Annotated in this window: 25 protein-coding genes; 16 read left to right on the top strand and 9 right to left on the bottom strand. The window is 70.5% G+C overall.

Annotation, left to right across the window (positions count from 1 at the left end):
- Positions 1–29: 29 nt before the first annotated feature.
- Together IEX91_RS02835 and IEX91_RS02830 are read right to left on the bottom strand one after the other, a co-directional pair.
- Entirely contained in the window at positions 30–593 is a 564-nt protein-coding gene (locus tag IEX91_RS02835) for a hypothetical protein (RefSeq protein WP_188876999.1), read from the bottom strand.
- 91 nt (positions 594–684) lie between these two features.
- Positions 685–1,602 (bottom strand): DMT family transporter, encoded by a 918-nt coding sequence (locus IEX91_RS02830; RefSeq protein ID WP_211086500.1) that lies wholly within the window; start codon positions 1,600–1,602, stop codon positions 685–687.
- A gap of 215 nt (positions 1,603–1,817) precedes the next feature.
- Between IEX91_RS02830 and IEX91_RS02825 the strand changes: the two genes are divergently transcribed.
- Together IEX91_RS02825 and IEX91_RS02820 are read left to right on the top strand one after the other, a co-directional pair.
- On the top strand, positions 1,818–3,122 hold the full coding sequence (locus tag IEX91_RS02825) for an MFS transporter (RefSeq protein ID WP_188876997.1): 1,305 nt from the start codon (positions 1,818–1,820) through the stop codon (positions 3,120–3,122).
- A 47-nt stretch (positions 3,123–3,169) separates the two neighbouring features.
- Positions 3,170–3,574, top strand: coding sequence for a disulfide bond formation protein B (locus tag IEX91_RS02820; RefSeq protein WP_188876996.1), 405 nt, complete (start codon positions 3,170–3,172; stop codon positions 3,572–3,574).
- 53 nt (positions 3,575–3,627) lie between these two features.
- Here IEX91_RS02820 and IEX91_RS02815 read toward each other — a convergent pair whose 3' ends face one another.
- Positions 3,628–3,978: a hypothetical protein gene (locus tag IEX91_RS02815; protein WP_188876995.1), complete on the bottom strand. Its 351-nt coding sequence runs from the start codon at positions 3,976–3,978 to the stop codon at positions 3,628–3,630.
- A gap of 98 nt (positions 3,979–4,076) precedes the next feature.
- Between IEX91_RS02815 and IEX91_RS02810 the strand changes: the two genes are divergently transcribed.
- Both IEX91_RS02810 and IEX91_RS02805 read left to right on the top strand, forming a co-directional pair.
- On the top strand, positions 4,077–5,015 hold the full coding sequence (locus IEX91_RS02810) for an amino acid kinase family protein (RefSeq protein ID WP_188876994.1): 939 nt from the start codon (positions 4,077–4,079) through the stop codon (positions 5,013–5,015).
- Positions 5,016–5,148: 133 nt separating this feature from the next.
- On the top strand, positions 5,149–6,372 hold the full coding sequence (locus IEX91_RS02805; protein ID WP_188876993.1) for an MFS transporter: 1,224 nt from the start codon (positions 5,149–5,151) through the stop codon (positions 6,370–6,372).
- Positions 6,373–6,389: 17 nt separating this feature from the next.
- Here the strand turns inward: IEX91_RS02805 and IEX91_RS02800 are convergent, their stop codons facing one another.
- Positions 6,390–7,184, bottom strand: coding sequence for an HpcH/HpaI aldolase family protein (locus IEX91_RS02800; protein WP_188876992.1), 795 nt, complete (start codon positions 7,182–7,184; stop codon positions 6,390–6,392).
- A 63-nt stretch (positions 7,185–7,247) separates the two neighbouring features.
- Positions 7,248–7,532: a translation initiation factor eIF-1A gene (gene eif1A, locus IEX91_RS02795; RefSeq protein ID WP_188876991.1), complete on the bottom strand. Its 285-nt coding sequence runs from the start codon at positions 7,530–7,532 to the stop codon at positions 7,248–7,250.
- 163 nt (positions 7,533–7,695) lie between these two features.
- On the opposite strand from eif1A, the gene glpR reads away from it, so the two are divergent.
- The 9 genes from glpR to IEX91_RS02750 all read left to right on the top strand — a co-directional run bounded on the left by glpR (position 7,696) and on the right by IEX91_RS02750 (position 15,683).
- Positions 7,696–8,457 carry an HTH-type transcriptional regulator GlpR gene (glpR, locus tag IEX91_RS02790; protein ID WP_188876990.1) on the top strand — a complete coding sequence of 254 codons (762 nt, stop codon included), beginning with the start codon at positions 7,696–7,698 and terminating at the stop codon, positions 8,455–8,457.
- Positions 8,454–9,362 carry a 1-phosphofructokinase gene (gene pfkB / locus IEX91_RS02785; protein WP_188876988.1) on the top strand — a complete coding sequence of 303 codons (909 nt, stop codon included), beginning with the start codon at positions 8,454–8,456 and terminating at the stop codon, positions 9,360–9,362. The genes glpR and pfkB overlap by 4 nt, the downstream gene beginning before the upstream one ends.
- Before the next feature lie 75 nt (positions 9,363–9,437).
- The gene (locus tag IEX91_RS02780; RefSeq protein WP_188876987.1) at positions 9,438–10,547 is read left to right on the top strand and encodes a PTS fructose transporter subunit IIC; all 1,110 of its coding nucleotides are present in this window, start codon (positions 9,438–9,440) and stop codon (positions 10,545–10,547) included.
- Positions 10,548–10,599: 52 nt separating this feature from the next.
- Positions 10,600–11,064, top strand: a complete 465-nt coding sequence (locus IEX91_RS02775) for a PTS sugar transporter subunit IIA (RefSeq protein WP_188876986.1) — start codon at positions 10,600–10,602, stop codon at positions 11,062–11,064.
- A gap of 1 nt (position 11,065) precedes the next feature.
- On the top strand, positions 11,066–11,344 hold the full coding sequence (locus IEX91_RS02770) for an HPr family phosphocarrier protein (RefSeq protein ID WP_188876984.1): 279 nt from the start codon (positions 11,066–11,068) through the stop codon (positions 11,342–11,344).
- Between the two features lie 2 nt (positions 11,345–11,346).
- Positions 11,347–13,035: a phosphoenolpyruvate--protein phosphotransferase gene (gene ptsP / locus IEX91_RS02765; protein ID WP_188876983.1), complete on the top strand. Its 1,689-nt coding sequence runs from the start codon at positions 11,347–11,349 to the stop codon at positions 13,033–13,035.
- 2 nt (positions 13,036–13,037) lie between these two features.
- Positions 13,038–13,556, top strand: a complete 519-nt coding sequence (locus tag IEX91_RS02760; protein ID WP_188876982.1) for a PTS fructose transporter subunit IIB — start codon at positions 13,038–13,040, stop codon at positions 13,554–13,556.
- Between the two features lie 91 nt (positions 13,557–13,647).
- On the top strand, positions 13,648–14,640 hold the full coding sequence (gene fba / locus IEX91_RS02755) for a class II fructose-bisphosphate aldolase (protein ID WP_188876981.1): 993 nt from the start codon (positions 13,648–13,650) through the stop codon (positions 14,638–14,640).
- A gap of 119 nt (positions 14,641–14,759) precedes the next feature.
- Positions 14,760–15,683: a sulfide-dependent adenosine diphosphate thiazole synthase gene (locus IEX91_RS02750; protein WP_188876980.1), complete on the top strand. Its 924-nt coding sequence runs from the start codon at positions 14,760–14,762 to the stop codon at positions 15,681–15,683.
- Between the two features lie 221 nt (positions 15,684–15,904).
- Here the strand turns inward: IEX91_RS02750 and IEX91_RS02745 are convergent, their stop codons facing one another.
- On the bottom strand, positions 15,905–16,510 hold the full coding sequence (locus IEX91_RS02745) for a TetR/AcrR family transcriptional regulator (RefSeq protein WP_188876979.1): 606 nt from the start codon (positions 16,508–16,510) through the stop codon (positions 15,905–15,907).
- A gap of 91 nt (positions 16,511–16,601) precedes the next feature.
- Positions 16,602–17,534, bottom strand: coding sequence for an alpha/beta fold hydrolase (locus IEX91_RS02740; RefSeq protein WP_188876978.1), 933 nt, complete (start codon positions 17,532–17,534; stop codon positions 16,602–16,604).
- A gap of 117 nt (positions 17,535–17,651) precedes the next feature.
- Here IEX91_RS02740 and IEX91_RS02735 point away from each other — a divergent pair, with 117 nt between their 5' ends.
- From IEX91_RS02735 to IEX91_RS02725, 3 genes are all read left to right on the top strand, one after another.
- Entirely contained in the window at positions 17,652–18,995 is a 1,344-nt protein-coding gene (locus tag IEX91_RS02735) for an MFS transporter (RefSeq protein WP_188876977.1), read from the top strand.
- Between the two features lie 83 nt (positions 18,996–19,078).
- On the top strand, positions 19,079–19,657 hold the full coding sequence (locus IEX91_RS02730; protein WP_188876976.1) for a hypothetical protein: 579 nt from the start codon (positions 19,079–19,081) through the stop codon (positions 19,655–19,657).
- A gap of 141 nt (positions 19,658–19,798) precedes the next feature.
- Positions 19,799–20,185 (top strand): hypothetical protein, encoded by a 387-nt coding sequence (locus IEX91_RS02725; RefSeq protein ID WP_188876975.1) that lies wholly within the window; start codon positions 19,799–19,801, stop codon positions 20,183–20,185.
- 3 nt (positions 20,186–20,188) lie between these two features.
- On the opposite strand, the gene IEX91_RS02720 is transcribed toward IEX91_RS02725, so the two are convergent.
- A complete protein-coding gene (locus IEX91_RS02720) occupies positions 20,189–22,171 on the bottom strand; it encodes an ABC transporter ATP-binding protein (RefSeq protein ID WP_229772766.1) in 1,983 nt (660 codons plus the stop codon).
- A gap of 103 nt (positions 22,172–22,274) precedes the next feature.
- Positions 22,275–22,877, bottom strand: a complete 603-nt coding sequence (locus tag IEX91_RS02715; RefSeq protein ID WP_188876974.1) for a hypothetical protein — start codon at positions 22,875–22,877, stop codon at positions 22,275–22,277.
- Positions 22,878–22,892 lie beyond the last annotated feature (15 nt).

The following is a 22,892-nucleotide window of genomic DNA, read 5'->3' as shown; positions in this document are numbered from 1 at the left end:
CGGGTTCAAGTAGTCGCGGTCGAGGGCGCTCAGCGGTCTTCGAGCGCGTCCGCCATCGAGGAGGAGAGGTAGTGCGAGAACAGCTCGTTGGTCGTGAGCGGCGACTTCCCGCTGGGGTAGCTCTCCTCGAAGACGGCGTACAGCGGCCGGAGGTAGACGCGCAGTTCGTGTCCGCGGCGCTCGACCGTCTCGTGGCGCCAGCCCGCCTCCTCGAGCGCCCCGCGAACGAGCTCGTCGAACCCGCCCTGCGTCCATCCGGTGACGTGGTCGCGGACCGGCTCCTCCTCCTCGCTCTCTCGCGCGAGGGCGTCGCAGACCTCGTCGTGGGTGACGAGCAGGCGGCCGTCGCCGCGCAGGTCGTCCGCGAGGGCCGTCGTCGCGTCGCGCAGCCCCTGCGGGTGGTAGTAGAGGTGTCGGCTGTACTCCCAGCCCTCGTCGGCGAACGCCTCCGTCACGCGGTCGTGGTCGATCTTCGAGATGTCGAGGCGGGTCTTCAGCCGGTGGTTGACGTCCGGACGCGAGAGGACCACGAGGTCCTCGCGGACGAGATCGGTGGCGAGGTCCGCTGCGGTCTCCGAGAGGTCGTCGCTCATGTCCCGTGGTGTGAGTCGGCCGCCGCATAACCGTTCCGACACCGGCCGGAATCGAGCGCGAAGCGCGTCGCCGTCCGCCGGGCGGTCCGGGCTACGCGCGCACGGCGTCGGCCCAGCCGCGGAGGCGCCGCCGGAGGGCGTCACCCTTGAGGAGACAGAAGCCCGCGAGGACGGCGACGAAACCGCCGACCGTCGCCGCGTCGATCACGTCGCCGAGGAGCACCCAGCCGAACAGCGCCGCGAACGGCGGGATGACGTACTCGATGAGCCCCATCTCGATCGGTCCGAGACGGTCGAGCAGACGGAAGTAGACGAGGAAGCCGACGGCGCCGGGCACGAGCGCGAGGTAGAGCACCCAACCGACCGTCGCGAGGGGGAAAGTCGCCGCGGCGAGCGACTGTCCGGGGAGGACGACGGCGGCCGCATCGAGCGCGAGCGCGCCGACGAGGAGCGTCCACGCCTGGAGGGCGAGACCCCCGAGTTCGGCGTCGTCCTCGTCGACGAGCACCGCACCGACGGTCCAGACGGCCGCGGACGCGAGGACGAGCGCGACGCCGACGCTCGCGGAGAGGTTCGAGGGGTCGGGATGCGCGATGAGCGCGACGCCCGCGAAGCCCACGAGGACGCCGGCGATACCGCGCGGGGCGAGACGGTCGTCGGCGCGTGCCACGCGCGCCACCGCGGGGGTCAACACCGGCACGAGGCCGAGGAGCGTCGCGGCGACGGCCGGCGGGACGGTCCGCTGGCCGGCGAAGAGGAGCGCGTGGTGGAGGCCGATGTTACAGACGCCGCCGAGCAGGATCGGTGCCCAGTCGCCGCGGCCGCGCGGTCGGAGGGAGCGTCCCGCCGCGGCGGCGACGGCGAACAGCGCGAGCGCGGCGATGTCGAAGCGGACGGCGGCCAGCAACACGGGGGGTACCGTGTCGAGGGCGGCGTCCGTGGCGACGAACGCCGTCCCCCACGAGGCGGCCAATCCGAGGTACAGCGCGACGTCGCGTCTCGCGGTCACGTCGGTTCGGACGGAGCAGGGCGGTTTGTATCCGTCCATTCGCCCGTGTCGCGGGGTAGCGATAGTGACGGTGTCGGTAGCGGTGGCGGCGGAGTACGCACCCGACGCAACCCTTATGTCCGACGGCGACGACGTTTCCGATACAGCTGACTAACCGTTCAGTTACTATCTACCATGCACGAGAGACACACCGGAACGAGCGAGGTGCCCCGATAATGGGTATCCGAGACATCGACAGACGAATACTCGCGCTCGCGTTCGCGCGGATGGCCGACGCGATGGGGAACTCCTTCCTCATCATCGTCTTACCCCTCTACATCGCCAGCGGCGTCGTCTCCGGCGGGACGTTCGGGCTCGCGCCCGCGCTCATCACGGGGATCATCCTCTCCATGTTCGGCTTCTTCAACAGCGCCATCCAGCCCTTCGCCGGCAACCTCTCCGATCGCAGCGGCAGACGGAAGATCTTCGTCATCGCCGGGTTGCTCCTCCTGACGGTGGCGAACTTCACGTACACGGTCGTCGGAAGCTACGCGGCCGTCCTGCTCATCCGCGTCGCGCAGGGCGTCGGCGTCGCGCTCACCGTCCCCGCGACCGTCGCGCTCGTGAACGAACTCTCCGCGGACGCCGACCGCGGCAGCGCGATGGGGATCTTCAACACCTTCCGGATGGTCGGCTTCGGACTCGGCCCCGTCGTCGCCGGCGGCGTCGTCGCCGGCGGCCCCTACGAGTTCCTCGGAGCGTCGATCACCGGCTTCGAGTCCGCGTTCTACGTCGCCACGGTTTCCTCGCTCGTCGGCGCCGTCCTCGTCCACGTACTCGTCTCCGACCCCGAGCCGGAGGAGCTCGGCGAGGAGGCCGGTGAGGACCTCAGCATCGCGATCCTCGACCGCGAGCGCGAGGGGAAGCTCCTCGATCCCGTCTTCACGCTCGGCGTCGCCTCGGTCTTCATGGCCGTGGGGATCGCCCTCCTCGAACCGCTGGCGACCCACATCAACGCCACGCTCGGACAGAACGCGACGTGGTTCGGCATCGAGTTCGCCGCGTTCGTCCTCGCGCAGGTCCTCTTCCAGGCCCCCATCGGCGCGTGGAGCGACGAGTACGGCCGCAAACCGTTCATCCTCGCCGGCCTCCTGTTACTCGTCCCCACGACGCTCGCGCAGGGATTCGTCACCACACCCGCGGGCATGGTCGTCGCGCGCTTCCTCCAAGGCGTCGCCGGCGCGGCCGTCTTCGCGCCCGCGATGGCGCTCGCCGGCGACATCGCCAAGGGGCGGAGTTCCGGGACGACGCTCTCCGTCCTGACGATGGCGTTCGGCCTCGGCGTCGCCATCGGACCGCTCTCCGCCGGCTACCTCGCCGGCTTCAGCCTCCCGTTCGGGACGTCGTACGCCGCGCCGTTCGTCTTCGGCGCCGTGCTCGCGCTCCTCGGGTTCCTGCTCGTCTACTCGCAGGTCGACGAGACCGTCCACCGCGGGCGATCGGGCGAGCGTTCCGAGGCCGAGCCCGCGGCCGCGGACTGAATCGGGGCGACCGAAAGCCGATAAGGGGTGCGCGTCGAACGCCCGATGTGCCCGCACGTCGACGCCCGCGTTCCCTCCTGGCCGCCGCGACGCTCGTCGCGGCCGTCGCCACAACCGGGAGCCTCACGTACAGCCTCGTCCTCGGCTACCCGCCCTGCGAACTCTGCTGGTACCAGCGCATCCTCATGTACCCGCTCGTCGGCGTCCTCGCGTACGCGTGGTACACCGAGGACTACGGGGTCTATCGACTCGTGCTCCCCTTCTGTGCCGGCGGGATCGCCCTCGCGGCCTACCAGTCGTACCTCCAACGCGTCGCCGGCGGCACCTGCACTCTCGGGGGCTGTGCCGCGATCCACGTCCGTCCCGTCACGATCCCGAACCAGTCGCTCGTCGCGTTCTGCCTGATCGCCCTCGGCATGGTCGTGCTCGCCGTCCGCGGGCGTCGTGCCTGAGGGAGGGATTTCTGCGGACAGGACGGGGTGAAAGCTGCGGACGCGGTGGTGTCTCAGGCGTCCTGTACCGCCGCGACCGTCGCGAAGAAGACGCTCGCACCGACCAAGACGAGAACGAACAGGTAGGTCTCGAGATCGCCGAGGCCGAACTGGCGGCCGCTCTCCACGAGCACGAGCGACACGCCGAGGAGGCCGAGGAAGCCCACGACCGTCGCCCGCCGGCCGAGCCCGCGCAGGCTCGTATCGATGCGGCCGTATCGCACCCGGAAGTAGCCGATCGCGAAGTAGAGCAGGCCGACGGCGACGCTCAGCGCCGGGTCCGCGAACCAGTAGTGGACGACGCCGCCGACGAGGACGGCCGCGGCGACGCCGACGATCGGGGGCGAACGGTGGAGGGCGGGCACGGCAGGTCCGTTTTCGGGCGACGGCGATAAATCTGGGGTCGGCGCGCGGCGTCCGCCCCGGCCGTAACGCCCTTCTCCACGCCCCCCGCGCTACGCGTATGAGTCGCTTCGTCGTCGCGCTCGGCGGGAACGCGCTCCTCCGGTCGGGCGAGGGGAGCGTCGCCGAGCAGCGCGCGCGCATCGCCGAGACGCGCGACGCCCTCGAACCGCTCCACGAGCGCGGCCACGACCTCGTCTTCACGCACGGCAACGGCCCGCAGGTCGGCAATCGACTCCTCGCCGAGGAGGAGTCCGAGGGCGGCGCCGAACCACTCGACGTCCTCGTCGCCGAGACGCAGGCGCAGGTGGGCTACCTCCTCCAGAGCGGCTTCGGCGACGCCTTCGGCGGGCCGCCGGCCCCGGTCGTCACGCGCGTCCGCGTCGACCCCGACGACCCCGGCTTCGACGACCCCGCGAAGCCCGTCGGGCCGTACTACACCGCGTCCGAGGCCGCCGAAAAGCCCTTCGAGACCACCGCGATCCACGGCGGCGGAGGCGACGGCACGCGATACCGACGCGTCGTCGCCTCGCCCGACCCGGTCGAGATCCTCGAAGCCGACCACCTCGCCGCGCTCGTCGAGAACGGGGCCGGTCCCGTCGTCTGCGGGGGCGGCGGTGGCGTCCCGGTCGTTCCGAGCGACGACGTGGGGTCGACGCCGGGCGACTACGAGGGCGTCCCCGGGGTCGTCGACAAGGACCACACGACGCGTCTCGTCGCGGACGTCGTCGACGCCGAGACGGTCGTCATGCTCACGGACGTCGACGCGGTGTACCGGGATTACGACACCGACGACCCGACGCCGATCCGCGAGACGACGCCGAGCGAACTCCGCGCGCTCCGCGAGACCGACGAGCTCCCCGCCGGCAGCATGCGACCGAAAGTGAGCGCGTGTGCGCGCTTCGTCGACGAGACCGGCGGCCGGGCGATCGTCACCGATCCCGAGTCGCTCGTCGCCGCGCTCGACGGCGACGCCGGGACGACCGTCCGACCGGCGTGAGTGGGTCCGAGGGGGATTTGTGGGCCAGCCGATAACGGTCGTGCATGCACACTGAGAGGGGTCTCGGGGGGCGCGCGAACGTCACCGGGACCGAAATCCGACTGGCTCGCACGACCCGCGAGCGGTGGTCCGCGTGAGCGGCCCCGACCGTCGCGTCGTCGCGCTCGGGATCGCCCGCCTCGCCGACTCGTTCGGGAACGCCCTCCTCATCGTCGCCCTTCCGCTCTACGTCGCCAGCGACCGCGTCGGCGGCCGAACGCTCGGCCTCTCCGTCGCCGTCCTCGCCGGCGTCGTCCTCGCCGCCTTCGGCGTCTTCGACGCCGTGATCCAGCCGGTCGCCGGGCGGCTCTCCGATCGGCTCGGCCGCCGGCGCGCGTTCGTCCTCGCGGGCCTCGTCGTCCTCTGCGTCACCGACCTCGCCTTCCTCGCCACCGACAGCTACCTCGGCCTGTTCGCCGCCCGCGCCGTCCAAGGCCTCGGCGTCGGCTGCACCGTCACCGCGAGCGTCGCGCTCATCAACGAGTACAGCACGCCGGACACCCGCGGGATGCACTTCGGCGTCTTCAACGCCCTCCGCCTCGTCGGCTTCGGGCTCGGTCCCGTCGTCGCCGGCCTCCTCGTCGCGCGCGGACCCTACGACCTGCTCGGGCACGCGATCGGCGGGTTCGCACTCTCCTTCGACGTCGCCGCCGCCGCGGCCGCGCTCGGACTCGTCGTCGTCCTCGCGCTCGTCCGCGACCCCGTGAGCACGAGCGCCGCGGCGGCGAAGGACCTCGGCTTCGCCGTGACGGACGGCACCGGTGGACTCGATCCGGTGTTCGCGCTCGGCGTCGCCACGCTCGTCCTCGCGCTCGGCATCGCCTTCTTCGCGGCCATCGAGCCCGCGATCAACGCGCGCCTCGATCAGAGCGCCGCGGCCTTCGGCGCGCAGTTCGCCGCGTTCGTCACCACCTTCGTCTGCACGCAACCGATCGCCGGACGGCTCTCCGATCGCTACGGGCGCAAGCGCTTCGTCGTCGCCGGCCTCCTCGTCGCCGCCCCGGCGCTGCTCCTGCAGGGGTTCGTCGCCGGCCCGTGGGGCCTCGGCGTCCTCCGCGCGCTCCAAGGCGTCGGGGCCGCGATGGCGTTCGGACCCGCGCTCGCCCTCGCCGGCGACTACGCGTCCGGCGGCAACGACGCCGCCACGCTCTCCGTGCTGACGATGGCGTTCGGCCTCGGCGCCGGCATCGGTCCCGTCGTCGCCGGTCCCCTCACGGCTTACGGCTTCACCGCCCCGTTCGTCGTCACCGCCGCCCTCTCCGCGCTCGCCGCGCTCGTCGTCCAGACGCAGGTGCCCGACGACGGCGCGGCGGGGTGAACCGAGAGCGCGTCGCGCTACCGCGTCGCGTCCTCGTACCGGTCGTGCCAGCCGTCGAACGTCTTCGTGAGCGCGCCGAGGGTGCTGCCGACGTGGAGGAGCCGATAGCCGCTCTCGACCTTCTCGACGGCGTCCTCCATCCCGAAGGTGAGCCCGCCGAGCGTCACGTCGTGCGCGAGCGCGGCGTCGTGCACCGCCTCGACCGCCGCTTGGACCTCCGGATCGGCGAGGTCGCCGGGCGCGCCGTAGGCGACGGAGAAGTCGTTCGGGCCGAGGAAGGCGAACCCGAGTTCGGGGACGGAGAGGATCTCGTCGATGTTCTCGACCGCCTCGGCGGTCTCGATCGTCACGCCGAGGAGGATCTCCGCGTCCTCGGTTCCGACGTAGTCGTCCGCGAGCCCGTAGCGCGCCGATCGCGGACCCCCGAGACCGCGTCGACCGGGCGATCCGGCGTACTCGAAGTTCGCGGCCTCGACGGCGATCCGGACCTCGTCGGCGCTCTCGACGCGCGAGAGGAAGACGTTGCGGACGCCCGCGTCGAGGGCCTTGCGGATCATCGCCGGGTTCGCCTCGGGGATCCGCACGAGGAGTTCGGTGTCGGTCAGCTCGGCCGCGCGCAGGAGGTCTTCGAGCGCGTCGGCGTCCCACGGGCTCGGCCCGCCGTGTTCGAGGTCGATCCAGACGAAGTCGAAGCCGAGCTCCCCGACGACTTCGACGGCCGCGGGGCTGTACGTGTTGTCGAGGACGCCGAACGCGGGGGTGTCAGCGTCGAGCGTTCGACGGAGTGCGTTGTGTCGAGGGTCCACGCTCAAGGCGTGGGACGGCGCGAGGAAAAGCGTCGGGGCCGAACGCGTACGGACCCGAGCGGTGGTCGCTTACTGGATGTGGCCTTCTTGGCGCAGCTGCTCGGCGGCGTCGTCGTCGTAGCGCCACTCGACGTTCGCCTTCTCGTCCTGCCAGTCCCACGGTTCGGCGATGACGACGTCGCCCTCCTGGATCCACGTCCGAAACTTCATTCGTCCGGGGATGCGGCCCATGCGTTCTTTGCCGTCCGCACAGCGAAGCTGGACGCGGCTGCCGCCGAGCATCTCGGTGACGACCGCGAAGACCTGGTTGTCGTCGGGCATCCGGAGGTTCCGACGGCCCTGATTGTCGCTCATAGAGGCGGTAGGCCTGCGACACGGTTAAACAATTCCCCTTCGTGACCGAAGCGTTCGAGGCGGCGGTGAGACCGCCCGATCGTTTCGATCGGAAACGAGCACGATCGGAAATAAATAGTTATAGGCGGTGCGCGCTATCTCCCGGTAGAGACTACCTCTGGCAATGCTACCGGAAGCGAGAAAACGGAAGATCGTGGAGCTGGTGTCGACGCACGACGGCCAGTCCGTCTCGGAGCTCGCCGACGAACTCGACTACTCGAAGGCGACGATCCGGCGCGACCTGCGGGCGCTGGCGGAGGAGGGACTGATCGAGCGCAGCCACGGCGGGGCGCTCCCCGCCACGTCGGTCGCCAGCGAGCGGTCCTACGGCGAGCGCGAGGTCAAGAACCTGGAGGCGAAACGCGCCATCGCGGCGCGCGCCGTCGAGGAGATCGCGGACACCGAAGTTGTCTTCTTCGACGCGGGGACGACCACGACGGAGGTGGCCCGCCGCGTCCCGAGCGACCTCCTCGCGGTGACGAACTCGCCGCAGCTCGCCGTCGAACTCGGGGAGCGCGTCGAGGAGGTGAAGCTCACCGGCGGGACGCTCCGGAGTCGTACGCGCGCGCTCGTCGGCCCGACCGCGGAGTCGTTCATGGAGCGGACGAACTTCGACCTCCTCTTCCTCGGGACGAACGGGCTGGACGTCGAGGCGGGGTTGACGACGCCGAACGAGAACGAGGCGCGGATGAAGGAGCTGATGGTGGAGAAGGCGAACCGGGTCGTGCTCGTCTGTGACGGCTCGAAGGTGGGCGAGCGCAGTTTCGTGCAGTTCGCGGAGTTGGACGACGTGGATCACCTCATCACGGACGCCGCGCTCCCGAAGCGCCTCGCGGAGACGCTCGACGCCGCGGGCGTCCGCGTCACCGAGGAGGACACGGCGTGATCCTCACCGTCACGCCGAACCCCGCACTCGACTACACGGTCGCGCTCGACGAACCGCTCGACTCCGGGGCCGTCGTCCGGACGAGCGGTGCGCGCGTCGATGCGGGCGGGAAGGGGATCAACGTCTCGCAGTACCTCCGTGCGCTCGGCTCCGAAACGGCCGCCAGCGGCTTTCTGGGCGATCCGTTCGGGCGAGTGCTCGCGGACGAGCTCGACGACGCGGGCCTCGAAACGGCGTTCGTCACCGTTGATGAGTCCACTCGGCTGAATCAGACGATCCTCGCGCCCGACGGCGAGTACAAGATCAATCAGGACGGCCCGCGCGTCTCCGAGCGCGCCGTCGAGGACCTGCTCGCGCGCGTGCGAGAACTCGCGCCGCCGTCGCTCGTCGTCGGTGGAAGCCTCCCGCCGGGCGTGCGCGCCGCGGACGTCGACCGGCTCGCGGCGGCCGGCGACTGGGCGACGACCGTCGACGTCGGCGGCGAGATGCTGGCCGAGCTGGAGAGCGAGTACGCCCTCTGCAAGCCGAACCGCGAGGAACTCGCGGCGGCGACGGGGATGGCGACCGCGAGCGTCGACGACTGCATCGCGGCGGCGGAAGCGCTGCGCGAGACGGGGTACGAACGCGTGATCGCCTCGCTCGGGGGCGACGGCGCGGTGCTCGTCGGACCGAGGGGAGCGTTCGTCGCGGACGCGCTCGACGTTGACGTCGTCGATACCGTGGGCGCCGGCGACTCCCTCCTCGCTGGCGTGCTCGCGGCGTACGACGACGGCGCGGACGACGCGACGGCGCTCGCACAGGGCGTCGCCGTCTCCTCCCGGGTCGTCGGCGTCGCGGGGACGAGCGTCCCCGATCTGGACGAGATCGCGGCCGTCCGCGACGACGTACGCGTCCGGCGGCACTGATCTCGCGCAGAACCGAGCAGAAAGACGCAAACCCGAACGGTTTTAAACACTCTCTCACAACTATCGTGACAGACTATGGCAGATCTGACCACGACGTATCGGGAGTACCTGACCTCGATCAAGGACGACCTGATGACGGGGGTGTCGCACATGATCCCGTTCGTCACCATCGGCGGGATCTTCCTCGCGCTCGGCTACGCGTCCGCGAGCGTCTTCGGTGACGTCACGAACGTCTTCGAGGCGACGGGGACCCTGGGGTGGTTCTTCGCGCAGGTCGGAAACATCGGCCTCACGATCATGGTGCCGATCCTCGGCGCGTACATCTCGTACGCGATCGCCGACAGACCGGGACTGGCGCCCGGCTTCGTCCTCTCCTACCTCATCCAGCAGGGGAACGTCCTGCAGGAGGCGGGGACGATCATCGGGATCCAGGGCGGCGCCGCGGGCGCCGGCTACCTCGGCGCGCTCGTCGCCGGCCTGATCACCGGCTACGTCGCGCTGTGGTTCAAGCGCCGCGACGTCCCCGGGTTCATCGAGCCGATGATGCCCGTGCTCATCATCCCGGTGGTGACGACGCTCGTGCTCCTCCCCGTGATGCTGTTCGTCGTCGGCGTCCCCGTCTCCATCGCGAACGCCGCGCTCACTGCCTGGCTCACCGGGATGCAGGGCAGTCAGGCGGTCCTCGTCGGCGCCATCCTCGGCGGCATGATGGCCTTCGACATGGGGGGGCCCGTCAACAAGGTCGCGTACGTCTTCAGCGTCGGCCTCATCGGCGAGCAGATCTACGGGCCGATGGCCGCCGTGATGATCGCCGGCATGACGCCGCCGCTCGGCATGGCGATCGCCAACCTCGTCGCCCCCGAGAAGTACCCGGCGGAGATGTACGAGAACGCGAAGAACGCCATCCCGCTCGGCCTCTCGTTCATCACCGAGGGCGCGATCCCCTACGGCGCCTCCGACCCCGGTCGCGTCATCCCGGGCATCGTCGCCGGTTCGGCCGTCGCGGGCGCCGCGGCGATGGGACTGAACGTCACGATGCCGGCCCCGCACGGCGGCATCTTCGTGATCCCGCTCTCGAACAAGCCGCTCCTCTTCCTCGGCTGTCTCGCGCTCGGCGCCGTCGTCACGGCGGTCATCGAGTACGCCATCACGCCGGCGTACGACGAGCGCGTCGGGAACGCGTAGCGGCCGAGCGAGTGCGGAACGCTTACACCCCGCGCAACACCACTCACAAACGATGAACGAAACTGAACTGAAGGAACTGATCGACGTCGATCTGATCTCCCTCGACGAACCGCCGGCCGAGAAGGAGGCGGTGATCGAGCACCTCCTCGATCTCGCCGTCGAGGCCGGGCGCGTCTCGGACCACGAGCAGGCGCTCGCCGACCTCCTCGCGCGCGAGGAGGAGTCGACGACGGGCGTGGGTATGGGCATCGGCATCCCGCACGCGAAGACGGCGGGCGTCGCGGAGCCGACGCTCGCGTTCACGCGCTCCAGCGAGGGCGTCGACTTCGGCGCGATGGACGACGAGCCCGCGACGCTCTTCTTCATGATCCTCGTCCCCGAGGCGTCGAGCGACGACCACCTCCAGATCCTCTCCAGCCTCTCGCGCTCGCTCGTCCACGAGGAGACCCGCGAGAAGCTCCACACGGCGGAGACGGCCGAGCGAGTGCAGGAGATCATCATCGAGGAGGTGGCCTGAGATGCCCGAGCGTGTCGTCGAAGTCGTTCCCGAGGAGGGCCTCCACGCCCGCCCGGCGTCGCTGTTCGTCGAGACCGCGAACGAGTACGACGCCGAGGTGTCGGTCGGCCCCGAGGGCGCGGCCGACGACGACCTCGTGAGCGCGTCGTCGATGCTCGCCGTCACCGGCCTCGGCGTCGCCGGTGGCGAAAAGCTGCGCATCGTCGCCGAGGGAGCGGACGCCGTGGCCGCCCTCGACGCCCTCGAAGAGCTGCTCTCGACGCCGGAGGACGAACTGTAGGGATGAGCGAACGACGACTCTCGGGGGTCGACGTCACGCCGCTCACGGGCGTCGGCACCGCCGTCTGGTACCGGCCGGACGCCGACCTCCCGGAGCGGCCGGCGCCGGCGGAGGTCGACGGCGAGGCGGAGTTGGCGGCGTTCGAGGACGCGCGTGACGAGGCCGAAGCCGAGCTCGACGCCGAGCGCGAGCGCACGGCCGAGCGCGTCGGCGAGGACGAAGCCGCCGTCTTCGACGCGCACGTGCAGTTCCTCACCGACCCGCAGATCGCCGACGGCGTCGCCGAGCGCATCGACGACGGCCTCCCGGCGGCCCACGCCGTCGCGGAGACCTTCGACGAGTTCGTCGAGCGGTTCGCCGCGATGGACGGGAAGATGGCCGAGCGCGCGGACGACCTCCGCGACGTTCGGGACCGGCTCCTCCGGCTCCTCACGGACGGCGAGCGGGTCGATCTCTCCGCGCTCCCGGATGGATCGGTGGTGCTCGCGGAGCGGCTCACGCCGAGCGACACGGCGCAACTCGACCCCGAGCGCGTCGCCGGATTCGCGACGGTCACGGGCGGACGGACGAGCCACGCGGCCATCTTCGCGCGCTCGCTCGCCATCCCCGCAGTCGTCGGCGTCGGTGACGCGCTGACGTCGGTCGCGGACGGCGAGACGGTCGTCATCGACGGCACGACGGGCGAGGTGGTCGTCGATCCGAGCGACGACACCGTCGCGGCCGCGAGCGAGGGCACGGAGGCCCGCGTCCGCGAGGAGCGCGTCGAGACCGCCGACGGCCGGGAGATCGAGGTCGCGGCGAACGTCGGCACGCCGGCGGAACTCGGTCCCGCGGCGGACCGCGGCGCGGACGGCATCGGCCTCTTTCGCACCGAGTTCCTCTTCCTCGACCGCGACGACGCGCCCGACGAGGCAGAGCAGTACGAGACCTACAAGCGGGCGATCGAGACGTTCCCCGAGGGCCGCGTCGTCGTCCGGACGCTCGACGTCGGGGGCGACAAGCCCGTTCCGTACCTCGATCTGCCCGACGAGGAGAACCCCTTCCTCGGCGAACGCGGCATCCGGCGTTCGCTCGGCCCGGACGCAGACCTCTTCGAGACGCAACTGCGTGCGCTCCTCCGTGCGGACGCGGACACGGACGTCGGGAGCCTCGCCGTGATGCTCCCGCTCGTCACGACCGTCGAGGAGATCGCGGCGGCCGAGACCGTCCTCGATCGGGTCGTCGAGGACCTCCGCTCCGAGGGTATCGAGGCCGAACGCCCCGAATTCGGCGTGATGATCGAGACGCCCGCCGCGGCGTTCATGGCTGACGAATTCGTCTCGCACGTCGATTTCTTCAGCATCGGGACGAACGACCTCGCGCAGTACGTGATGGCGGCCGAACGCGGCAACGACGCCGTCGCGGACCTCGGCGACTTCCGTCAGCCGGCGGTGTTGCGTGCGATCGACGCGACGACGACCGCCGCCGAAGGAACAGACGTCTGGGTCGGGATGTGCGGCGAGATGGCGGGCGATCCGGCGCTGACCGAACTGCTCGTCGGACTCGGGCTGACCGAGCTCTCGATGAGCGCGGTGACGGTGCCGGCGGTGAAAGAGCGCGTCTCGGAGATCGACACGGCGGCGGCGACGGCGCTGGCGGAACGCGCGCTCGCCGCCGCCAGCAGAGACGAAGTGATCGACCTCCTACCGTAACCATGAAACTAGTCGCAATCACGAGTTGTCCGACGGGCATCGCACACAGCCAGATGGCGGCCGAGAACCTCGAAACGACGGCCGAGGGAATGGGCCACGACATCAAAGTCGAGGTCCAGGGCGCCATGGGGGCGGAGAACGAACTCACCGCCGAGGACATCGCGGCGGCGGACGCGGTCATCATCACGGCCGACACGGCCGTCAAGACGGACCGCTTCGAGGGGAAGCCGGTCGTGCGGGGACCCGTGAAGGCGGGCGTCAACCGCGCGGACGAGATGGTCGAACGCGCCGTCGAGGCGGCCAACGCGGGCAAATCCGGCATCATCGACGAGGGCGACGCCCCCGAGTCCGAGTCCGAATCCGAATCCGGGTCCGGGACGGTCGAGTCCACGGAGACGGACGAGAGGCGAGAAGACGGCGACGCGGCGGCAGACGACGAAGACGGAGACGAGCCGGTAAAGCGCGGCGGCGACCCGGAGAAGGGGATCTTCCGCCGGCTTCGCCGGTGGCTCAGCGGCTAACTCGAATCGGAGTTTTTCGTTTCTGCGCGGGTCTGCGTTTTTCCGTGTCAGTTATACGGGTGGCGGGGGATCACCCGGACGAGGTAATACAATGGGCTTCTACGGCGGCGACGAACTCTCGAAGGTGTACGCAGACGGGCTGGAGGACGGCTTCGGCCTCGTCGCGAGCAACGTCGCGGAACCGAACGTGCTGTTGGGACTGCTGGAGGGCGCCGAGCGCGTCGACTCGGACCTCCTCGTCCAGATGAGCGCTGGAGCCTGTCGCTTCGCGGGCGACGGGGACGAGGTGGCGGGCCTGAAGGCGATGGGTAACTACATCGAGGTGATGGCCGAGCAGCGGGACATCGGCGTCTTCCTCAACATGGACCACCAGACGGACATGGAGTTCATCGAGGCGCAGATGGACCTCGACATCCCCTCCTCGATCATGATCGACGCGAGCCACGAGGAGTTCGAGGAGAACGTCGCGCGCTCGAAGCGCGTCGTCGAGATGGCCGAGGAGAAGGGCTCGGACGTCCTCGTCGAGGCCGAGCTCGGCCGGATCAAGGGCGTCGAGGACGAGATCGAGGCCGACGAGGCTTACTACACCGACCCCGAGCAGGCCGTCGAGTTCGTCGAGCGAACGGGCTGTGACCTGCTCGCCATCTCGGTCGGCACCCAGCACGGCGTGGCGAAGGGCAAGGACCTCGAACTCCGGCCGGACCTCGCGCGCGACATCGAGGACGCGTTGCGCGATCACGGCCTCGACACGCCGCTCGTCCTCCACGGTTCCTCCGGCCTCCAGCCCTCGCAGGTCGAGGAGATGATGCAGTACGGCATCTGCAAGATGAACAAGGACACCCGCTATCAGTACGAGTACACGCGGACCGCCTTCGACCTCTACCGGGCGCACACGGACGAGCTCGTCCCGCCGGAGGGCGTCCCGGACAGCCGTGACACCTTCTTCGAGGACGCGGACTGGTCGCCGAACAAGGACGTCTTCGACCCGCGCGTCGCCGGCCGCGACATCCGCGAGCGGATCGCCGACGTCCACGCGGATCTCGCCGAGCTCGCCGGCAGCGCCGGACGGAGCCGCTACGCGTAACACCCCACGCTCCGTTCACTCTCGTTTCTTCCGATCACTCGGTGATCCCGGCCAGCGACGCGTCCGTCAGTCGCCCCCGCACCGCCACGGTTAAATACCCAGTTGTATCACTAGGTGGTATGTCGTTCAGCGGCTTCAGCGACGCGACGGAGGCACAGGTCACGAACGCGATCGCCCGCTCGTGGGGCGACGAGTTCCTCGACTACACCGACACCGACGTCATCGTCGTCGGCGGCGGCCCCTCGGGACTGGTCGCGGCGAAGGAGCTCGCCGAGCGCGACGTGGACGTGATGGTCGTCGAGAAGAACAACTACCTCGGCGGCGGGTTCTGGCTCGGCGGCTTCCTCATGAACAAGCTCACCGTGCGCGAGCCCGCCCAGCGCGTGCTCGACGAACTCGGCGTCCCCTACGAGGAGGCGGAGGAGGCCGACGGCCTCCAGCTCGCGGACGGCCCGCACGCCTGCTCGGCGCTCATCCACGCGGCCTGCGACGCCGGCGCGAAGGTACAGAACATGACCGAGTTCACCGACGTCGTCGTCCGCGAGGACCACGAGGTGTCGGGCATCGTGATGAACTGGTCGCCCGTCCACGCGCTCCCGCGCGAGCTGACGTGCGTCGACCCCGTCGCCGTCGAGTCGGACCTCGTCATCGACGCGACGGGTCACGACGCCGTCGTCGTCTCCAAGCTCCAGGAGCGCGGCGTCGTCGACGCGCCCGGCATCGACGAGACGGAAGCGACGGGGATGGACACCACCGAGGAGGGCGAGTACGGCGCGCCCGGTCACGACTCGCCCGGTCACGACTCCATGTGGATCGCGGACTCCGAGGACAAGGTCGTCGAGTACACGGGCAAGATCCACGACGGCCTCCTCACCTGCGGGCTCTCGACGGCGACGACGCACGGCCTCACGCGCATGGGGCCGACGTTCGGCGCGATGCTGCTCTCCGGCAAGCGCGCCGCGGACGTCGCGCTCGACGAACTCGGCGTCGACGCGCCGAGCGTCGACGTGCCGGGGGCGACACCCTCGCCTGCGGACGACTAGCGTGATCCCTCCGCGATCACGTTGCTCACGGCTCCACCGTTTGCCTGAACGCGGTCGCGAAGCGACCGCGTTGCTTACGGCGTCGCCGTTCGCGTCAACGTGATCGCGGAGCGACCGCGGAACAGCGAGCGAGGAGCACGGCGGCCCGCGAGCAGGTAGCTCGAACGAAGTGAGACAGACGCGGCGAACACCGAACGACGCGAGCGCTCCGAGGACGCGCCTCAGACTTCGAGAACGTCCGCGACGTACGTGCCGGCGACGTCGCGCGCCACGTGGAGGACGGACGGGTCGGCGAGGACGACGAACCGAGTGCGCGCGCCCTTCACGATCGTGATGAGGGCCGAGGCGGCGGCGTCGGGGTCGACGTCGTCGCGGAAGACGCCGCGCTCGACGCCGTCGGCGATGACGGTGGCGAAGACGTCGCGGATGTACTCGTCGTTCCGGACGAGCTGCTCGCGGATGGCGTCGTGGTAGGGCGCCTGTGCGCGCATCTCGAGGAGCGCGCAGACGAGATCGTAGTCGCCCTCGCGGTCGATCAGGAGACCGTCGAGGAGGTCGCCGAGGTGACGCTCCGGCTCCGCCTCCGCCTCGCGGGCGTCATGGACGTGATCGAGGAACTTATCGAGGAGGTATTCGAGGAACGCGACGAGGAGGTCGTCCTTCGTGTCGTAGTGGTAGTGGATGGCCGCCGTCGTCTTCCCGTACTCCTCGGCGATGGCGCGCATCGTGAGGTCCGCGTACCCGTGTTCGCGGAGCGCGCGGTAGGTCGCTTCCATGATGGCCACCTCGACGTCCGTGGACTCCCGATCCGTCGGCGTGTCGGCCATTGGTAGTACGTGGGTGCGTGGGGGTTTGGATGCGTCGATTCGGCGCCCGACGGCGGCGGTCACGGGTGAGTCGAGCCGCGTCGCGGGCGAGTCAGAGGGGAACGAGGCGCCCGGCGATCACGTCGAGGAACGCCGCGGGCCGCTCCGCGTGCGGGACGAGGGCCGTCCGGTCGAGCTCGACGAAGTCGGCTCCCGCGGCGTCGGCGAGCGCGCGCCCCTCCGCGGGCGTCGTCGTCTCCGCGGCCGACCCCCAGACGAGCGTGACCGGGCCGTCGGCGTCCGCGAGCGCGGCTTCGAGGTCCACGTCGACGTTCAGATAGCCGCCGACGAACGCCGCGACGGCGTGTTTCGCGCCGCGCTGGTGGGCGCTCCGCCACTGGTAGTCGAGCCACGCGTCGTCGGCCGCCTCGACGTCGTAGTAGCCGTGGTCGGCGTTCGAGCGCCGGATCGAGTAGCGCGAGGTGGCGAGATCGACGAGGAGGTCGCCGAGCAGCGGCGCGCGGACGACCCCGCGAGCCCACGGGTTCGGACCGGGCATCGCGCCCGAGGAGGGGCAGACGAGGACGAGCGCCCGCGGATCGATCTCGTCGCGCGCGAGCGCGTTCGCCACGTAGCCGCCCGCGAGCGAGGCCGCGATCACCGCCGGCTCGTCGTACCGTTCGAGGAACGCCGCGACGAACGCCGTGTAGAGGTCGCCGTCGTAGTCGATCGGCGGCCGATCCGAGCAGCCAAAGCCCGGGAAGTCGGGCGCGACGACGTGGTACTCCTCGGCGAGCGCGTCCCAGACCGCCCGGTATTCGCCGCTCGATCCCGCGGCGTTCACGCCGTGGAGGCAGACGACAGTCGGGTCCGAGGCGTCGCCGGCCTCGGTGTACGCCACGTCCATCCCGCGCCAGCGGAACGTCCCGCGGCGGCCGTCGAGCGGCGGTTCGAGGTCGCCGGCGTACGCGCCGAGCGCGCGGTCCGCGACGGCCGCGAGACCGACCGCGCCCGCCGCCACGCCGATGGTTCGGAAGAGTCGCATGGGTGAGCGTTGGCCCGCGAGCGACAAAAGTTCGGGTGGAGGAGAACGGCGGATCGGGAGGGCCGTCGGCGGTGTCGTGTGAGAAACGTTTAGACGCCGCCGCGCGACGCCACGCTCATGCCCTCGGATCGCTGGCTCTACGCGCTCTCGCTCTCCGCGGTCGCCTCCAGCGTCGCCGGACTGCTCGTCCCGCTCTACGTCGTGTATCTCGGCGGCGGGCCGGGCGCGCTCGGCGTGTCCGCGTCGCTGTCGTCGCTCGTCGGCGCCCCCGGGGCGATACTCGCGGGTCGTTACGCCGACCGCACCGGGGACCGCCGCGGCGTCGTCGTCGCCGCGCTCGCCGTCGCCGCCGTCGCCCTCGTCGCCCTCCCGTTCCTGCACAGCGTCTGGTCGGTGATCGCCGTCTACGCCGTCCTCGCGTTCGCCGTCGCGGCGATCTCGCCCGTCGTTACGATGCTCGTTGTCGGTGACACGCCCGAGCAGGCGTGGAACGGTCGGATCGCCCGTCTGAACGTCTTTCAGGGGTACGGATCGACCGCGGGGCTCGTCCTCGGGACGGTGTGGACGGTCGGGGTGGCGACGGTCGCGTCGACGGACGTCGTACAGGGGTCGCTGTTCGCCGTCGCGGCGCTCTTCGGGGTCGGGGCCGCCGTGCTCGCCGCGCGTTCGCTCCCGCGTCACGACGACCTCCACGTCGGCCCGCGGCGCGCGAGCCGCGTCGCCGCCATCCTCTCGCGGACCTCTCGGAACGCGCCGGACGCGACGTTCGCGTACGGGACGAACCGGCTCTTCTGGGCGACGCGCTCGCTGTCGCTCGCTCGCCTCCGTCGGATCGGGTCGGAGCTCCCGCCGACGCTCTGGCTCTACTTCGGGGCGGCGTTCCTGTTCTTCACCGGCTTCTCCGTCTTCTGGGCACCGCTCCCGCTCTACCTCGATTCGAGTCTCAGCTTCTCCTCCGGGATGGTGTTCGCGCTCTACCTCGTGAACAACGCCGCCTCGACGCTCCTCTTCGGCCGTGCGGGTCACGTCAGCAGCGCGCGCGACGTCCGGTTCGTACAGGGCGGCGCGCTCGGCCTCCGGGCCGCCGCGTTCACCGGCGTCGCCGGCGTCGGCCTCTTCGGCGCGGACGCGCTCACGGGGACGCTCGGCGCGCTCGCCACCGTCGGTGCGCTCCTCTTCGTCGTGGGCGTCACGTGGGCGTTCATCGCCGTCACCGGAACGGCGATCGTCTCGCGGTTCGCGCCGCAGGGCGCACGGGGGAGCATCTTGGGGGCCTACGCCGCGCTCGCCGCGGTCGCCGGCGCGGTCGGCGGCCTCCTCGGCGGGTGGCTCGCCGCCTACCGCTTCGACGTCGCGTTCGTCGTCGCCGCCGGCCTCTGCGTCGTCGGCGCGGCCGTCGTCTACGGCGCGCGACGGCTCTCCGACGGACCGGCGGCCGCGGCCGACGCGACGAGCACGTGAGATAAACCGGCGTTCTTGTGTAGTCGACTTCCTCGCTTCTTCTCGAAGCGTTAATACACGGACACTAAAAGCACGGGACGGACATGGTCGCAAGCGCACTCGCTCCCGTCGCCCTCGGCTTCTTCGGGCTCGGGACCGGGTACTTCATCATCGGCGGTACGAACCTCTTCGAGTTCCCCGAAAAGGGCGAAACGACGCGACAGACCCTCGGCTCTTGGGGTATCTGGATGCCGGGGTTCCTCCAGTTCGTCACCGGGATCCTCCTCTGGGGCGGCCTCACTTGGTTCGACGCCTTCCGCGATGACCACCTGCTCTACATGGCAGCGCTGGCGTTTACCGCGTACGGCGTCCACTGGTTCGTCCTCGGGTGGAAGATGTACAAGGGATTCGATCCCCGGCCGGACGCGTGGATGGCGATCGCGTTCCTGTTGCTCTCCATTCTCGGGACGGTGAACTTCTACCTGGGCGGCGTCCTCCCGGTCGCCGTCCTCTTCTTCGGGCTGACGCTCGTCTACCTCTCCGAGATCTGGGCGCGCTTCACCGGCTCGGAGACCGGCGAGAAGTCCGTCGCGCTCTTCCAGGTGCTCACCGGGATCTGGCTGATGTACCTCACCTACGCCGTCACCCTCGACATCGGGCTCGGCTGGGCGCTCCCGAAGTAAGTCGTTCCGTTCGAATCGTTTCGACGCGCACCAGACGGTGCCGTGACGACCGCCGTCGGCACGGGCCGACGTTCCCGCCCCCTACCGGCAGTGAGTGGCGGGACCCAGTCTTTTAGGCGCTCCACGACCGTCCGAACGGACGTGGCAACGTCTCAGTCCCGTTACCGGGCCGGCGTGTGCAATATCGGTCAGCGAGAGCGTCGCCGGCGATACACGTACGCTGCGGCCGCCCTCGTCGCCGCGGGCGCGTTCGTGCTCGGCGTCGTGGTCGGCATCGTCCCGCAGGAGCTCGTCCCCGCCCTCTTCGTGCCGCTCGCGCTCGCGACCGAGTGGTATCTCCAAGCCTCGAAGTCGTTCTGCGCGTTCCTCGCCCTCTTGGGCCGGTACAGCTTCGAGGAGTCGGACGATCGCGGGACCGTCGAGGACCCCGCGAACCGGGCGGCCGACCAGCAGTACGCCGTCCGGATCACCGCGACCGCGGTCGTCGCGGCCGCGCTCGTCACGACCGTCGTCTTCGTCGCGCTCTGACGATCAGTCCTCGTCGGAGAGGGCGTCGCCCCGTTCTCGCGCGCGTTCGAGGAACGACGCCGGGAGCGACGCGATCTCGCCGGCCTGGACGCGCCAGAGGTTCGCGTACAGTCCGTCCCGTTCGAGGAGGTCCTCGTGGGTCCCGCGTTCGACGACCTCGCTGTCGTCGACGACCAGGATCCGGTCCGCGTGGCGGACCGTCGAGAGGCGGTGGGCGATGACGAACGTCGTCCGGTCCGCCGCGAAGTCCGCGAGCGCGCGCTGGATGAGCGCCTCCGTCTCCGTATCGACCGCGCTCGTCGCCTCGTCGAGGATCATGATGTCGGGGTCCTTCAGGATCGCACGCGCGACGACGAGACGCTGGCGCTGGCCGCCCGAGAGCTTCACGCCCCGCTCGCCCACCATCGTCTCGTAGCCGTCCGGCAGGCGCTCGATGAACGCGTGGGCCTGCGCGCGCTTCGCCGCCGCCTCGACGGCCGCGTCGCTCGCCTCGAACGACCCGTAGCGAACGTTCTCGCGCACCGTCCCGTAGAAGAGGAAGGGGTCCTGCCCGACGTAGCCGATCGCGCCCCGGAGGCTGTCGACGGTCACGTTCCGGACGTCCCGGCCGTCGACGCGGACCGCCCCCGAGTCGACGTCGTAGAGCCGCGGGAGGAGCTTGAGCAGCGTGGACTTCCCCGCGCCCGTCGGCCCGACGACGCCGATCGTCTCCCCGCCCTCGGCCGCGAACGAGACGTCGCGGAGGACCGGGACGCGCGTGCCGCCGTCGGTGTCGTCGACAGCGCTCCCGCCGCCGTTCGTGCCGTCGCCGTCCCCGTCGTCGCCGTTCCCGCCCGGCCGGTGATACGAGAACGAGACGTCGTCGTACGCGACGCGGCCCGCACCGACGTCGAGGGGTGTCGCGTCGGGGGCGTCGCGGATCTCGCGCTCGCGCGTCGAGAGCCCGTAGACGCGCGTGCCGGCCGCCTTCGCGCGCTCGTAGTCGTCGACGATGTCGCCGAACTGGACGATCGGCCAGACGAACTGCTGGGCGTAGATGACGAACGTCACGAACTCGCCGGGGGTGAGCGTCGCCGCGAGGCCGAACGGCGGACCGAAGAGCACCCAGTAGCTCCCGAGCAGGAAGGTGACGGCGAAGCCGACGCCGGAGATGACGTTCAGCCCCGGGAAGAACGTGATGCGCGCGCGGATCGCCGAGAGGTTCGACGCGAGATAGGCGAGCGACGCCTCGCGCGTCCGCGCGGCCTCGTACGTCTCCGCGTTCGCCGTCTTCACGGTCTCGATCCCGCTCACCGTGTTCTCCAGACGCGCGTTCAGGTCGCCGATCTCCTCGCGGACGGCGAGGTACCGCGGCTCGATGACGCGCGCGAAGACGAGCGTGAACACCGCGAGCAGCGGGATCGGGAGGAGCGCGGCGAGCGTCAGCGGCGCGTTCAGGGAGAGCATCACCGCGCCGATGCCGCCGACGGTCGCGAGGATCCACAGCGAGGAGCTCACCGCGTCCGCGAGGAAGGTCTCCAGGGCGTTCACGTCGTTGTTCAGCACGCTCATCAGTTCGCCCGTTCGGCGGTGCGTGAAGAAGGCGAGATCGAGCGCTTGGAGACGCTCGAACGTCGCCGCGCGGAGGTCGTGTTGGGTGCGCTGGGCGAAGACGCTCCACGCGTAGTCGTCGATCCACGAGAGCGCCGCGCCCGCGAGCGTCGCGGCGAGCAACACGCCGACCGCGACCTCCACCTGAGCCCACCGGGCCGTCGCCGCGGGGAGCCAGTCGGCGGGAACGAACGGGAGCCCGAACGGCCGCGCGCCGAGGAAGATCGAGTCGACGGCGAGACCGACGATGTACGCGGGGACGAGGCCGAGCAGGCGGCCCGCGACGGTGGCGAGCGCGCCGCCGGCCACCCACTCCCAGTTGCCGCGGCCGTGCTCCGCGTACAGCCGCCACATCGGGTTCCGGGGATCGGCGCCATCGGCGCCACCGTCGTCCATACTCCCGAGTGGGCGCGGGCGTTGATAAATGCCCGACAGGCGGCGGGCCGCGTCGTGGACCGCGACGGAGGCGGAACGGGGACGACGGAGGCGGGCGCGCGACTCAGGGACCCGCGTCAGGGGCCGCCGCGTCGTTCCCGTCGCCCGCGTCGGGGTCCACGACGCCAGCCCGGTCGCCCGTGACGTCGATGCCGCGCTCGACGAACGCCGTCACCGCGCGCTCGTACGTCTCCGCGCCGTCCGGCATGAGGAGCGACGGGAGGTTCACGCGGCGCTTGCGCGTCGCGTCGCCGTCGCGGTACGCGAGTACGAGCCGCGGGCGCGTCAGCCCCCGCTCGCCCCGCGTCGCGGTCACCGACTCGACGTCGTCGAGCGCGATCCGGTCGGGCGAGCGATACCCCCGGAGGTAGTTCGCGAGCCACAGCGCGACCAAGAGCGCGGCGACGACGCCCGCGCCGCCGGCGGCCCAGATCGGGTCGGCGTCGCGCTGGACGAGCAGGACGACCAGTCGCGCCGACCACCCGATCGCGAAGACGACCCATAGGACGTACCCGAGGAAGATCGCCCGACGCCACCACGCGTCGCTCTTCCAGTAGTCGCGGTAGAGCGATCGGAGGTAGCCGGCGACGGACGATTCGAGGAGAATCTTGCTGTCCTCGAAGCGCGCGGTGCCGCGCTTCGTGGCGAACGACTCGATGGAGGGCACGCCGATCCAGTGTCG

The organism is Halarchaeum nitratireducens (genome assembly GCF_014647155.1).
GTDB lineage: Archaea > Halobacteriota > Halobacteria > Halobacteriales > Halobacteriaceae > Halarchaeum > Halarchaeum nitratireducens.
The sequence above is the reverse complement of the archived record's forward strand: the minus strand, read 5'-3'. Positions and strand labels throughout refer to the sequence as shown.

Coding starts and splice junctions, on each gene's coding strand:
- eif1A (WP_188876991.1), bottom strand. CDS start 7,532: ATGAGCGACAATCAGGGCCGTCGGAACCTCCGGATGCCCGACGACAAC.
- IEX91_RS02760 (WP_188876982.1), top strand. CDS start 13,038: ATGAAACTAGTCGCAATCACGAGTTGTCCGACGGGCATCGCACACAGC.
- IEX91_RS02750 (WP_188876980.1), top strand. CDS start 14,760: ATGTCGTTCAGCGGCTTCAGCGACGCGACGGAGGCACAGGTCACGAAC.
- IEX91_RS02740 (WP_188876978.1), bottom strand. CDS start 17,534: ATGCGACTCTTCCGAACCATCGGCGTGGCGGCGGGCGCGGTCGGTCTC.
- IEX91_RS02745 (WP_188876979.1), bottom strand. CDS start 16,510: ATGGCCGACACGCCGACGGATCGGGAGTCCACGGACGTCGAGGTGGCC.
- IEX91_RS02730 (WP_188876976.1), top strand. CDS start 19,079: ATGGTCGCAAGCGCACTCGCTCCCGTCGCCCTCGGCTTCTTCGGGCTC.
- IEX91_RS02775 (WP_188876986.1), top strand. CDS start 10,600: ATGAACGAAACTGAACTGAAGGAACTGATCGACGTCGATCTGATCTCC.
- ptsP (WP_188876983.1), top strand. CDS start 11,347: ATGAGCGAACGACGACTCTCGGGGGTCGACGTCACGCCGCTCACGGGC.
- IEX91_RS02720 (WP_229772766.1), bottom strand. CDS start 22,171: ATGGACGACGGTGGCGCCGATGGCGCCGATCCCCGGAACCCGATGTGG.
- glpR (WP_188876990.1), top strand. CDS start 7,696: ATGCTACCGGAAGCGAGAAAACGGAAGATCGTGGAGCTGGTGTCGACG.
- IEX91_RS02825 (WP_188876997.1), top strand. CDS start 1,818: ATGGGTATCCGAGACATCGACAGACGAATACTCGCGCTCGCGTTCGCG.
- IEX91_RS02835 (WP_188876999.1), bottom strand. CDS start 593: ATGAGCGACGACCTCTCGGAGACCGCAGCGGACCTCGCCACCGATCTC.
- IEX91_RS02770 (WP_188876984.1), top strand. CDS start 11,066: ATGCCCGAGCGTGTCGTCGAAGTCGTTCCCGAGGAGGGCCTCCACGCC.
- IEX91_RS02735 (WP_188876977.1), top strand. CDS start 17,652: ATGCCCTCGGATCGCTGGCTCTACGCGCTCTCGCTCTCCGCGGTCGCC.
- IEX91_RS02780 (WP_188876987.1), top strand. CDS start 9,438: ATGGCAGATCTGACCACGACGTATCGGGAGTACCTGACCTCGATCAAG.
- IEX91_RS02810 (WP_188876994.1), top strand. CDS start 4,077: ATGAGTCGCTTCGTCGTCGCGCTCGGCGGGAACGCGCTCCTCCGGTCG.
- fba (WP_188876981.1), top strand. CDS start 13,648: ATGGGCTTCTACGGCGGCGACGAACTCTCGAAGGTGTACGCAGACGGG.